The sequence below is a fragment of the Pseudomonas sp. FBCC-B1565 genome, assembly GCF_059133265.1.
On sequence record NZ_CP101438.1, the window covers coordinates 1,091,360 to 1,104,601 of the forward strand.

General features: G+C 62.1%; 9 protein-coding genes. 7 read left to right on the forward strand and 2 right to left on the reverse strand.

Going from position 1 to position 13,242, the window contains the following annotated elements; translation table 11 throughout:
- The first annotated feature begins 187 nt into the window (after positions 1–187).
- The 3 genes from NL123_RS05190 (at position 188) to NL123_RS05200 (ending at position 6,005) form a co-directional block, all read left to right on the forward strand.
- A complete protein-coding gene (locus tag NL123_RS05190) occupies positions 188–1,978 on the forward strand; it encodes a DUF1302 domain-containing protein (protein ID WP_248484351.1) in 1,791 nt (596 codons plus the stop codon).
- Positions 1,979–2,004: 26 nt separating this feature from the next.
- Complete coding sequence (locus tag NL123_RS05195) at positions 2,005–3,363, forward strand: DUF1329 domain-containing protein (protein WP_248484348.1); 1,359 nt, start codon at positions 2,005–2,007, stop codon at positions 3,361–3,363.
- Positions 3,364–3,509: 146 nt separating this feature from the next.
- Positions 3,510–6,005 carry a LuxR C-terminal-related transcriptional regulator gene (locus NL123_RS05200; RefSeq protein WP_494357346.1) on the forward strand — a complete coding sequence of 832 codons (2,496 nt, stop codon included), beginning with the start codon at positions 3,510–3,512 and terminating at the stop codon, positions 6,003–6,005.
- Here the strand turns inward: NL123_RS05200 and NL123_RS05205 are convergent.
- Positions 6,002–6,877: a helix-turn-helix domain-containing protein gene (locus tag NL123_RS05205; RefSeq protein WP_494357347.1), complete on the reverse strand. Its 876-nt coding sequence runs from the start codon at positions 6,875–6,877 to the stop codon at positions 6,002–6,004. The genes NL123_RS05200 and NL123_RS05205 overlap by 4 nt on opposite strands.
- Positions 6,878–7,015: 138 nt before the next feature.
- Here NL123_RS05205 and NL123_RS05210 point away from each other — a divergent pair, with 138 nt between their 5' ends.
- The gene (locus tag NL123_RS05210) at positions 7,016–7,918 is read left to right on the forward strand and encodes a DMT family transporter (RefSeq protein ID WP_494357348.1); all 903 of its coding nucleotides are present in this window, start codon (positions 7,016–7,018) and stop codon (positions 7,916–7,918) included.
- Between the two features lie 20 nt (positions 7,919–7,938).
- Here the strand turns inward: NL123_RS05210 and norR are convergent, their stop codons facing one another.
- The gene (gene norR / locus NL123_RS05215; protein WP_248484339.1) at positions 7,939–9,462 is read right to left on the reverse strand and encodes a nitric oxide reductase transcriptional regulator NorR; all 1,524 of its coding nucleotides are present in this window, start codon (positions 9,460–9,462) and stop codon (positions 7,939–7,941) included.
- A 147-nt stretch (positions 9,463–9,609) separates the two neighbouring features.
- Between norR and hmpA the strand changes: the two genes are divergently transcribed.
- From hmpA to cyoA, 3 genes are all read left to right on the forward strand, one after another.
- Positions 9,610–10,791 (forward strand): NO-inducible flavohemoprotein, encoded by a 1,182-nt coding sequence (gene hmpA, locus NL123_RS05220; RefSeq protein ID WP_494357349.1) that lies wholly within the window; start codon positions 9,610–9,612, stop codon positions 10,789–10,791.
- A 211-nt stretch (positions 10,792–11,002) separates the two neighbouring features.
- Positions 11,003–11,509 carry a disulfide bond formation protein B gene (locus NL123_RS05225; protein ID WP_058426762.1) on the forward strand — a complete coding sequence of 169 codons (507 nt, stop codon included), beginning with the start codon at positions 11,003–11,005 and terminating at the stop codon, positions 11,507–11,509.
- Positions 11,510–12,300: 791 nt separating this feature from the next.
- Positions 12,301–13,242: a ubiquinol oxidase subunit II gene (cyoA, locus tag NL123_RS05230; RefSeq protein WP_058426761.1), complete on the forward strand. Its 942-nt coding sequence runs from the start codon at positions 12,301–12,303 to the stop codon at positions 13,240–13,242.

Consider the following 13,242-nt stretch of genomic DNA (forward strand, 5'->3'; position numbering starts at 1 on the left):
AGTGTCCGTACGTGCTATCCATTCCCCTGATAACCCCCTATCCACCCGCTGCATGCCCCCGGCCAGACCCCGGCCAGAGCGCCTTGTCATCCTTTCGAGCGACAACACGAATCCCTCCTTGGTGCGCTTATCGCTCCTGAGACGCGGCAGTAGGGTGGGGCCTTCTGTCACTCACCGGGGAAGACGCATGACAAGAACAACAATGCGCGCCATCTTCAGGCCACAGGCGCTGGCCGCTGCGGTTGCGTTGGGGTGCTGTGCCCAGGCACAGGCTGTTTCGTTCAACATTGGCGAGATCGAAGGGCAATTCGATTCCTCGCTGTCGGTGGGCGCGAGTTGGGGCATGCGCGACGCCGACAAAAAACTGGTAGGCACCGTCAACGGCGGTACTGGCCAGGCGTCTACCGGGGATGACGGGCGCCTGAACTTCAAGAAGGGCGAGACCTTCTCCAAGATCTTCAAGGGCATTCACGACCTGGAGCTCAAGTACGGTGACAGCGGCGTCTTCGTGCGCGGCAAGTACTGGTACGACTTCGAGTTGCAGGACGAAGACCGCGAGTTCAAGCAGATCAGCAATCACCATCGTGACGAGGGCGCGCGTTCATCCGGCTATGAATTGCTCGATGCCTTCGTGTATCACAACTATTCGATTGGCGACCAACCGGGCAACGTGCGCCTCGGTAAGCAAGTGGTCAGCTGGGGCGAGAGCACCTTTATCGGTAACTCGATCAACAGCATCAACCCCATCGACGTTTCGGCCTTCCGCCGCCCGGGCGCAGAGATCAAGGAAGGGCTGATCCCGGTGAACATGCTGTTCGCCTCCCAGAGCCTGACCAACCAACTCACCGTGGAAGGCTTCTACCAGCTGAACTGGGAAAACACCGTGCTGGATAACTGCGGCACATTCTTTGGTGGGGATGTGGCGGCCCATGGCTGTAATGGCAACTACACGGTGGGCAACCCGGCGATTGCGCCGTTGCAGCCTGTCGCCGCCGCGTTTGGGCAAGGCTTTCAAGTGACTCGTGAAGGGGTGATCGTGCAGCGTGCGCAGGATCGCGACGCGCGTGACAGTGGTCAATTCGGTACGGCGTTGCGTTGGTTGGGGGATGACACCGAATACGGCTTGTATTTCATGAACTACCACAGCCGCACCCCGACCGTGGGCACCATCACCAACAATACGAGCCTGGCCCGGCTCGGTGCGATCGCCGGTGCAGCCAATGGCATCGCGCCCGGCTCCGGCGCAGGTCTGGTCCAGAGCCTGATGCTTGGCCGTGGCCAGTACTACCTGGACTACCCGGAAGATATCCGCCTGTTTGGTGCGAGTTTCTCCACCACATTGCCCACCGGCACGGCGTGGACCGGCGAGATCAGCTATCGCCCCAATGCCCCGGTGCAACTCAACACCACCGACCTGACCCTGGCCCTGATCAACCCGGTCGCCGGGCAACTGGCCTCGCCGATCCGCAGCAACTTCGGTGACGACAACAAAGGTTACCGCCGCAAGGAAATCACCCAGATCCAAAGCACCATGACCCAATTCTTCGACCAGGTACTGGGCGCTGAACGCCTGACCCTGGTCGGCGAAGCGGCCTACGTGCACGTTGGCGGGTTGGAGGACAAATCCAAGCTGCGTTATGGCCGCGACTCGGTGTATGGCGCCTACGGTTTCCAGGGTGACACCGACGGTTTTGTCACGGCCAACTCCTGGGGGTACCGCGCGCGGGCGATCCTCGACTACAACAACGCGATTGCCGGGGTGAACCTCAAGCCCAACCTGTCCTGGTCCCATGACGTGGCCGGCTACGGCCCCAACGGCCTGTTCAACAAGGGCGCCAAGGCCATCAGCGTCGGCGTGGATGCGGATTACCGCAGCACTTATACCGCCAGCCTCAGCTACACCGACTTTTTCGGCGGCGACTACAACACCCTCACCGACCGCGACTTCATCGCCCTCAGCTTCGGCGCGAACTTCTGATCTGGCTTAAGGAAGGACAACACTCTATGCGTAAGATAATTGCGGTAATGGCCCTCAGCCTGTTGGCCGTCAACGTGATGGCCGCGGTCTCCCCGGAAGAGGCGGCCAAGCTCGGCACTACGTTGACCCCGGTGGGCGCCGAGAAAGCCGGCAACGCCGATGGCTCGATCCCTGCCTGGACTGGAGGCATCCCGAAAAACGCCGGAGCCGTGGACAGCAAGGGCTTCCTGGCTGACCCGTTCGCCAGTGAAAAACCGCTGTTCGTGATCACCGCGGCCACCGTCGACAAGTACAAGGACAAACTTTCCGACGGCCAGGTGGCCATGTTCAAGCGCTACCCCGAGACCTATAAGATCCCGGTGTACCCGACCCACCGCACCGTCAACCTGCCGCCGGAGATCTATGAATCGATCAAGCGCAGCGCGTTGAACGTCAAGCCGATCAACGATGGCAACGGCCTCGAAGGGTTCACCGGCAACCGCTACTACGCGTTCCCGATTCCCAAGAATGGCGTGGAGGTGCTGTGGAACCACATCACCCGTTACCACGGCGGCAACCTGCGCCGCATCATCACCCAGGCCACCCCGCAGACCAATGGGAGCTACACGCCGATCCGCTTTGAGGAAGAAGTAGCGGTGCCGCAACTGATCCCCGACATGGACCCGGCCAAAGCGGCCAACGTACTGACCTTCTTCAAACAGTCGGTGACGGCACCAGCGCGCCTGGCGGGCAACGTGCTGCTGGTGCATGAAACCCTCGACCAGGTGAAGGAACCGCGCCTGGCGTGGATCTACAACGCCGGGCAGCGTCGTGTGCGCCGGGCGCCGCAAGTGGCGTACGACGGACCGGGCACCGCCTCCGATGGCCTGCGTACTTCGGACAACTTCGACATGTTCTCCGGCGCGCCGGACCGCTACGACTGGAAGCTGGTGGGCAAGAAGGAGATGTACATCCCTTACAACAGCTACAAGCTGGACCAGCCAACGCTCAAGTACGACGACATCATCAAGGCCGGTCACATCAACCAGGACCTGACCCGCTATGAGTTGCACCGCGTGTGGGAAGTGGTGGGCACGGTCAAGCCGAGTGAGCGGCACATCTACGCCAAGCGCCACATGTACATCGACGAAGACAGCTGGCAGGTGGCGCTGGTGGATCACTATGACGGCCGTGGCCAACTGTGGCGGGTCGCCGAAGGCCATGCGCAGTTCTACTACGACCACCAGACCCCGGCCTACACCGTGGAAACCCTGTACGACATCATCGCCGGGCGCTACATCGCGCTGGGCATGAAGAACGAGGAGAAGAGCAGCTTCGTGTTCGGCTTCAATGCCAAGGCGGCGGATTACACCCCGGCTGCGCTGAGGGCCGAAGGCGTTCGCTGATCACCCTCTGACCTGGCCGGGACCCTTCGGGCTCCCGGCTTTTTTATGCCCGCCAATCACCCCGCTGAATACTTCTTCAACTACTGCCCGCCACAGGACTAGGGTAGACGCCACGTTGCATAACAATAAGAACGCAGGATGCAGCAATGACCGCCATGACACGCTGCCTGGACCGTCCTGGATTCATGCCTCGGCTGTCCGCCCACCATCTGTTGCGCCCACGCCTGGCCGGGCCTCTGCTGGCAGCGCCGGTCAGGGTCAAGTTGCTGTGCGCCCCCGGCGGCAGCGGCAAGAGTGCGTTGCTGGCCGAATGTGCGTTGCAGGCGCCAGCGGGATGCCAGGTGTACTGGTTGCCGCTCAATGGTGTCGCCCTGAGCCCCCTCGACCTTTGCCGGCGCCTGGCGCAAAACCTCGGCTTGGCGTTCACTGACGAAGCCACGCTGCTGTCGGATCTTGGCCGCTGGCCAACATCGGCCTGGGTGTTCCTCGATGATTTCTGCCGATTGCCCACCCCCGAAACCGATGCCTTGCTCGACCGCCTGCTCACGGCGAGCAGCCCCTCGCTGACCTGGTGGCTGGGCGCGCGGCGCCGTCCAGCCTGCAACTGGCCGCGCCTGTTGCTCGACGATGAATTGCTGGAGGGGGGCGCCGACTTGGCGTTCACCCTTGAAGAAATCCAGCAACTGCTCCCGCTGGGGCCGTCAGCGGACGTCGTGTGGCAGTTCAGCGCCGGCTGGTGCGCCGGCGTGCGTATTGCGTTGCTGGGGGACGGCCATCCGCAGAAAACCTTGCTCGATTATTTGCAGCACGAACTGTTCAGCACCTTGCCGCCCGAGCTGACCGAAGCCTGGCGCGTGCTGGCCCACATGCCACGCTTTAATTCGGGATTGTGCGAGCACTTGTTCGGCTTTGGCGACGGTGACCACTACCTGCGCGAGTTGCAGGCGCTCGGCGCCTTTATCCAGCCTTGGGAAGATACCGAGTGGTTGCAGGTTTTCCCGCCGCTTGCCCAGCTGATACGCGATGACCCCTGGCCGGCCAAGCGTTCCTGGCATCGGCGTGCCTGCCAATGGTTCACCGCCGAACAGGACTGGCAGGCCGCGTTCGAGCACGCGCTGCTGGCCGAAGAGTACGAGGTGGCAGTCAGCCTGTTGCAGCATTTCAGTTTCGAAGACCTGTTCCGCCAGCAGAACGCCGTATTGCTGCTGCGTTTGCATGAAGAGCATGGTGAAGAGTTGATGCTCGGCTCGGCGCAACTGGTGGGGCTGGTGACGGCGGCGTTGCTGTTCGCCGGGCGCTTCGACCAGGCCGCGCAATGTATCGACCAGTTGGCACGGTTCGCGCCGCAACCGACGGCGGCGCAACAACGCTACCTGCTGGCGCGCTGGCAGGCACAGTGGGGCTGGCTGCTGCACTTGGGCGGCGATGCCGAACGCTCCCGCGCGCATTTCCTCGAAGCGCTGCAAGCCTTGCCCGACAGCGCCTGGACGTCGCGGCTGATGTGCCTGTCGGGCCTCACTCAGCAAGCACTGCTGCGCGGCGAACTGGACGTAGCCCAGGCGCTGAGCCGCGAAGCGTTGTGCCTGGCCCGCGCCCATGGGTCGTTGCTGCTTGAGGCGTTGCTTGAACTGGATCACGCGCAGTTGCTGGAGCAGCGCGGCGCCCCGTATCGGGCGCAGAGCCTGCTGGAGAGTGTGCAGGCGATGTTGCTCAAGCAACGTCTGAAAGCCGGGCCATTGGTGGGGCGCATCGCCCTGCGCCGTGGGCACCTGGCGTTGCGTCAGGGCCAGGACAGTCTGGCTGCCGAGTGCTTCGAGAGCGGCATGCAGATGTGCCTGCACAGCCAGGACAAGCGCGTGCTTTATGGATTTCTCGGCCTGGCCCTGCTGGCCGCCAACCGTGGCGACTACGCCGAGGCCTTTGTGCAACTGCGCGAGGCCGAACGCTTGATGCAACAGCGCCAGGTCCCCGACACGGTGTACCGCGCAGTGTTGCTGTTGGTCAGTGGGCATTTCTGGTTGCAGCAGGGGCGCGCCGAATTGACGGTGGAAGCGGTGCGTCGTGTGCTTCGCCACTTTCGTGGTCCCCAGGCCAAACAGGCGCCGCCGGCCACCCTGGAACTGATCCCGCGCCTGGAATACCTGCTGGTGCTGGCGGAAGTGAAGCTGGGCTGCGCCGAGCAACCGGTGGCACGGCTGACGGCTTTGCTGGAGGCAACCCATCAACACGGCATGCTCTGCCTGGAAACCGAACTGCACCTGGTGCTGGGGGAGGTGGCTTGGCAAATGGGCGACTCGGCCCTGGCGCGTCGCTCGCTGCAAACCGGGCTGGAGCTGGCGGCGCGTTGCCAGGTACAGCAAGCGATTCGCGAACTGCGATTGCGCTCGCCGGGGGTGCTCAGTGAGTTGGGCATGGAACCTCAGGCGGCCGTGTCGGGCGCGGCAGAGAATCCCTTGAGCCAGCGCGAGCTGGAAGTGCTGCAGTTGATCGCCCTGGGCAACTCCAACCTGGAAATCGCCGATCGCCTGTTTATCTCCCTGCACACCGTCAAGACCCATGCGCGGCGCATCCACAGCAAGCTGGGGGTGGAACGGCGTACGCAAGCAGTGGCCAAGGCCAAGACCCTGGGGTTGATGACCTAGGCGCTGAAGGCTTGGCGGTATTCGCCGGGCGTGGCGCCCATGGCCTGGCGGAAGCGATGGGTGAAGTGGCTGGCGCTGGAAAAGCCACACATCAACGCGATTTCACCCAAGGGCAGCGCGCCGCTGCGCAGCAGCGCCTGGGCGCGGGTCAGGCGGCGCGCCAGCAGGTACTGATGGGGCGGCAGGCCGAAGCTTTGGCGGAACATCCGCGCGAAATGGTATTCCGAGAGTGCGCACAGGCCGGCCAGTTGGCCTAGGCTGATCGGGTCTTCCAGGTGCTGGTCGATGTACTCCACCAACAGCCGCCGCTGGTACGCCGCCAGCCCGCCTTTAAGGCGCAGCCCGTCGCGTGCGCCCACTTGGCTGAGCAGCGTGTGGCTGAGCATTTCATGGGCCAGGCTGCTAGTCAGCAGGCGCTCGGCGGGTTCGTGCCAGTTCAGCGCTATCAACTGATGAAAGCGTCGCGCCTGGCCGGCGTCCTCCAGAAAGGTGCTTTCGCGCAATTGCAGGGCGCGCGGTTCGCGGTCGAGCAGGGTGACGCAACCGAGTGCGAATTGCTCCGGGCTGAAATACACATGGGCCAGGCGGATTTCGCCGTTGATCACCCAGGCCGACTGGTGTTCGGCGGGCAGGATGCACAGTTTGTCGGGGCCGCCCTTGGTGCCGGGTTGGTCGCGTCGAAAGGTGCCGGTGCCGCCGCCGATGTAGCAGGACAACGTGTGATGGCTGGGGGCCTGGTAGTCCTGCGCGTCGTGATGGTTGCTCCATAGCGCTGCAGACAAGCCGTCACCGAGCTCGGCGCAGGCTTCGAGGCGTGCGTTGGGCGAGCGGTTAAGCGCTTGGAAGACTTGCAGGGATTCCAGGTCTGGCATGGTTCGTACTCTCTGACGCCTTGCATCCTACTCCGCGCGCTGGTTGCTGTGATCCCATTGGCCGACAAAAGCGCAAGATTGTGCAAGAGCGCATCCCAGGCTGGGGGCCACACTGTGGCTCAACCGATGGAGCCCGCTATGAATCTTTTCCTGTATTTACTCACCGTGCTGATCTGGGGCACCACCTGGATCGCCCTCAAATGGCAGTTGGGCGTGGTGGCGATTCCTGTGTCCATCGTCTATCGCTTCGGCCTGGCAGCACTGGTGTTGTTTGCACTGTTGCTGGTGAGCCGCAGGTTGCAGGTGATGAACCGGCGCGGGCACCTGATCTGCCTGGCCCAGGGGCTGTGCCTGTTTTGCGTGAACTTCATGTGCTTCCTCACGGCCAGCCAATGGATCCCCAGCGGCTTGGTGGCGGTGGTGTTTTCCACGGCCACGCTGTGGAACGCGCTGAATGCCCGGGTGTTTTTCGGCCAGCGGGTGGCGCGCAATGTATTGATGGGTGGCGGCCTGGGGCTGGCAGGGTTGGGCCTGTTGTTCTGGCCGGAGCTGGTGGGGCACACCGCCAGCCCGCAGACCTTGCTTGGCCTGGGGTTGGCGTTGCTGGGGACCATGTGTTTCTCGGCCGGCAATATGCTCTCGAGCCTGCAACAGAAGGCCGGGCTCAAGCCGCTGACCACCAATGCGTGGGGCATGGCTTATGGATCGGCAATGCTGGCGACTTACTGCGCGGTGCGCGGGATTCCCTTCGAGATGGACTGGAGCGCGCGGTATATCGGCGCGCTGGGGTACCTGGTGATTCCAGGTTCGGTGATCGGCTTTACCGCGTACCTGACGCTGGTCGGGCGCATGGGGCCGGAGCGTGCGGCCTATTGCACCGTGCTGTTCCCGGTGGTGGCGCTGAATGTGTCGGCGTTTGCCGAGGGGTATCAGTGGACCGCACCGGCGTTGGCGGGGTTGGTGCTGGTGATGCTGGGCAATGTGCTGGTGTTTCGTAAGCCCAAGCCAGCGAGCCCGGCCTTCAAGGCAAAGGCAATCTAAAAATGTGGGAGGTGCCTGGGTTATTTGAGGCCCAGGCGCTTGGCCATCCGCCCGAGGTTGGCACGGTCCAGGCTCAGTTCGCGGGCGGCGCTGGCCCAGTTGTGCTGGTGGCGTTCCAGGCAGGCGCTGATGACCTGGCGCTGATACTGCTCGGTGGCCTGGCGCAGGTCGCCGGTCACCAGGGCGACCGCCTCGGCGGGTTCTTCGACCAGCGCTGCGCTGACATCGGGCAGGTCCAGGTCCTGTGCATTCAGGCTGAGAATCTTCGGACGCTCGCGACAGTTACCCAGTGCTTTCAGCGCGCTGCGTCCGATCAAATGTTCCAGCTCCCGCACATTGCCCGGCCAGTTATAGGCCAACAGTGCCGCCTGGGCATCGCTGGTCAGGCGCAGGCTGCCCAGGCCCATGCGCGAGCGGTTCTGCTCCAGGAAGAAACCGGCCAGCAGCAACACATCGCGTCCGCGCTCACGCAGCGCCGGGACCTGCAGCGGGTACACACTGAGGCGGTGGTAGAAGTCGGCGCGGTAGCGGCCGTTGCGCACCTCGTCGGCGAGGTCGCGGTTGGTGGCGGCGATCAGGCGCACGTCCACCTGGTGTTCCTTGTCCGAGCCCAGGCGTTGCAGCTGGCCGCTTTGCAATACGCGCAGCAGCTTGGCCTGTACGGTCAGTGACAGTTCGCCCACTTCATCCAGGAACAGTGTGCCGCCGTTGGCCAGTTCGAACTTGCCGCGACGTTCGTTCAACGCGCCGGTAAAGGCGCCGCGTACGTGGCCGAACAACTCGCTCTCCACCAGGGTTTCCGGCAGGGCGGCGCAGTTGAGGCTGATCAGCGGTTTGTCGGCGCGGGGCGAAGCGGCGTGGATGGCCTGGGCCACCAGTTCTTTGCCCACGCCGGTTTCACCGGTGATCAGCACGGTGAGGTCACTGCCGCCCACCAGCTTGATCTCTTCCACCAGGCGTTTGTGGGGTTTGCTCTGGCCGATCATTTCCTTGTGCTGCTGGCCGCTGGCCTCGCGGTAGATTTCGGCGCGCAGGGTCAGGCGTTCGATGCGTTCGGCGACGTTCACGGTGGCGGCGGCGAGACTGGCGAACGCCTGCAGGGCGTCCAGTTCCACGCGTTCGAAACGCTCGGTGTCGAGGGCGTCCAGGGTCAGCAGGCCCCAGGGCTGGTCGTCGACGAACAGCGGGCAACCCATGCAATCGTGTACTTCCAGGTGCCCGTGCAGACCCTCGACCAGGCCGTCGTAGGGGTCGGGTAATTCGCTGTCGCTGTCAAAGCGCGTGGGGCCGGGGCTGCTGAGCAGCACGGCAAAGCGCGGGTGCTCGCTGACCTTGAAGCGTCGACCCAGGGTGTCGGCGCTGAGCCCGTCCACCGCCAGCGGCACCAGCCACTCGCCGTCCAGGCGCAACAGCGCGGCGGCATCGCAGGGCAGCAGGGCGCGCATGGCTTGCAGCAGGCGGCGGTAACGCTCGCCTTCGGGCAGTTCGCGGGACAGGTCGGCGACCAGGGGCAGCAGGGTGGTGAGCAGCGATTGCGCAGTCATAATGACTCCTTGTAGTCCTAATGACTATAAGGTGTAGGAAGTCATACTGACTACACATTAATTAAGTTATTGAAAATTAACGGTTTATTAGTTGGCACGAATACTGAGTAGGTAAAGGCAATCAGTAAAGAAGCCCAGGAGGCTCCCATGCTTAGTGCCCAAGACCGTGCCATCGTCAAATCCACCGTGCCCCTGCTGGAAAGCGGCGGTGAAGCGCTGATCACCCATTTCTACCGCATGATGCTGTCCGAGTACCCGGAAGTTCGCCCGCTGTTCAACCAGGCCCACCAGGCCAGCGGTGACCAGCCCCGTGCCCTGGCCAATGGCGTGTTGATGTATGCGCGACACATTGATCAGCTCGACCAGTTGGGCGACCTGGTAGCCAAGATCATCAACAAGCACGTGGCCCTGCAGATCCTGCCGGAGCATTACCCGATCGTCGGTGCCTGCCTGTTGCGGGCGATTTCCGAAGTGCTGGGCAGTGAGATTGCGACCCCTGAGGTCATGAGTGCCTGGGGTGCGGCCTACGGCCAATTGGCGGATATCCTGATCGGCGCTGAAGCGGTGATCTACGACGAGAAGGCCCAGGCGCCCGGTGGCTGGCGTGGGGCGCGGCCGTTTATTGTGGTCAAGCGCGTGGTCGAGAGCGACGAGATCATCTCCTTCTATTTCGCTCCTGTGGACAACGGTCCGATCCTCGCCGCTGCGCCGGGCCAGTACATCGGCATGAAGCTGGTGCTCGACGGTGAGGAAGTGCGCCGCAACTACTCCCTGTCGGCGTTGACCGATAGCGGTATGTATCGCATCAGCGTCAAGCGCGAAGCCGGTGGCCGGGTGTCCAACTACCTGCACGACCAGCTGCATGTCGGTGCGACCATCGACCTGTTCACCCCGTCGGGCGAGTTCACCCTGGCGGTCAGCGACAAACCGCTGGTGCTGATCAGCGGCGGGGTCGGGATCACGCCCACCCTGCCGATGCTCGAAGCCGCCCTGGCCACCGAGCGCCCGGTGCACTTCATCCACTGCGCACGTAACGGCGGCGTCCATGCGTTCCGTGACTGGGTGGACGCCCTGGCGGCGAAGCACCCGCAGCTCAAGCGCTTCTACTGCTACACCGAAGACGATGGCGTAAGCCCGGCGGCGGACAAGGTGGGCTTGCTCAGCCAGGAACAACTGGCCGCCTGGCTGCCCGAGCAGCGCGACCTGGACGCCTACTTCCTCGGGCCTAAGGGCTTCATGGCCGCGATCAAGCGCCACCTCAAGGCCCTGGGTGTACCCGAGCAGCAAAGCCGCTACGAATTCTTTGGCCCGGCTGCTGCCCTGGAATAAGGCGGTCAAAGGTGTGGGAGGGGGCTTGCCCCCGATAGCGGTAGGTCGGTTGCACATAAGCTGGCTGATCCACTGCTATCGGGGGCAAGCCCCCTCCCACATACAGCGGTCTATTTCTCTGGATTAATCCGCTGTTAACCCCCCTCTGTTTAAACGGTGGCCTGTGTGTAAACTTGCGGCCATTGGCACAACCAAACAAAGGGATACGGGGATGAGTGACGAATTGCGTTTAGGCAGGGAGCGGCGCTTTCTGGTGTTGCTGGGCATCATCTGCCTGGCGCTGATCGGCGGTGCGTTGTACATGCAGGTGGTACTCGGCGAGGCGCCATGCCCGTTGTGCATCCTGCAGCGCTATGCCTTGCTGTTGATCGCGATCTTCGCGTTCATCGGCGCGGCCATGCGTAAAAAAGGTGCGATCACGCTGTTCGAGGGCCTGGTGGTGCTCAGCGCCCTTGGCGGTGTCGCTGCCGCCGGTCATCACGTGTACACCCAGTTCTTCCCTCAGGTCAGCTGCGGCATCGATGTGCTGCAACCGATCGTCGATGACCTGCCGCTGGCCAAGGTGTTCCCTCTGGGCTTCCAGGTCGATGGCTTCTGCAGCACACCGTACCCACCCGTACTGGGGCTTTCCCTGGCGCAATGGGCATTGGTGGCCTTCGTGCTGACCGTGATCCTGGTGCCGCTGGGCATCTATCGCAATCGCCAGCGCAAAGCCTGAATCATTCACTCAAACGCCCCGGCGCTTATTCATGAAGGCCGGGGCGTTTTTGCGTGTGGGGATTTGTGAACGGAACGTGACGCCGGACAATTTTGGCTGCGCGCAGTGTGCGACATGTTGTCACACGGAAGCCGCCGCAGGACGTTTCTGACCCGCCAAACCCCCGCTTAAATTTGCATAAAACCGCCAAGATGTGCTGTCAGTTCGGGGCGCCGGGAAGGCCGCGCACCTCGCGCCGCGCCAGGGATTCGGTGATGTCCGAATGCCTTGTTTTATGGGGGGTTGCATCGGTTTGGCAGCCCCTTACACGCGGTAAGGGGTGCGGCAGGCTGCCCTATAACACGGCATTTTTTGTGGTTTTTGTTGAGAATCGAACGCGATAAGATCGCGAACCGTTGCAATAATGGTGAAGGATTATTGCTGTAATCGATAAAAATTATTTCTTTATAAGACATGGTTTATACATCGCTAGCTAACTACAATCGCCCGCACTGAATGTCCGGTGCTGTTCAATATTTGAGCACCGGAGCGGTCGAAGGGCAGATGGATGGCTCTGTGCGACCCCAAGGTTCCGGCAGCCTTTCAACTATCCGCACCAAATGGAATTGGTCTGTAACAAGGCCTTTAACCACGAAATCGAATAAGAACTCACCGCAGGTCCGTGAAACGTTCCCTTATGACGTGATGGGCAGGCTCTTATTCAATCGAAGAGAAATGCCAACCCTTGGCAGGGTGAAGTGTTGGCGATCAAAACCCAACTGCATTGCGCAAGCTGCTTTAGAGGTCGTGAGATGAGTAAAAACAGGTACCCCCGATTACTAGGCTTTTTGCCGCTGCTTGGCATGATGTTAATGCTGGGAGGCTGCAAGTGGACCTTGATGGACCCGAAAGGACAGATCGGTCTGGATCAACGAAACCTGATCATCACCGCCACCCTGCTGATGCTGCTGGTCGTGGTCCCTGTGATCATCATGACCTTCGCCTTCGCCTGGAAATACCGCGCGTCGAACACCAGCGCGACCTACGCGCCGAAGTGGTCGCACTCCACCAAGATCGAAATCGCGGTGTGGTTGGTCCCGATCCTCATCATCATCGCCCTGGGTTACATCACCTATAAGTCGACCCACGAGCTGGACCCGTACCGTCCGCTGGAGTCCGACGTCAAGCCGATCAACATCGAAGTGGTCGCGCTGGACTGGAAGTGGCTGTTCATCTACCCGGACCTGGGTATCGCCACGGTCAACGAGATCAAGTTCCCCGAGCACACCCCGCTCAATTTCCGGATCACCTCCGACGCCGTGATGAACTCGTTCTTCATCCCAGCCCTGGGTGGCCAGATCTACGCGATGGCAGGCATGCAGACCCGCCTGCACCTGATCGCCAACGAAAAAGCTGAAATGGAAGGCATCTCCGCGAACTACAGCGGCGCTGGCTTCACCGGCATGAAATTCAAAGCGATCTCGACGAGCCAGGAAGATTTCAACGCCTGGGTAGCCGAAGTCAAGGCCGCACCTAAACAGCTTGATCAAGCTGAATACGATGCCCTGACCAAACCAAGCCAGAACAACCCAGTCGCCCTGTACTCCACGTATGAGCCGAACCTGTTTCAGAAAATCGTCGACAAGTACGAAGGTATGAAGCCAGGCAAGCCGGTCAAGCACGAGAAGAAAGAAGTGGCCGTGGTTGAAGGTTCTGACACGGGCTCGCATTCAACTGCTGGGGCAGAGGAGTAA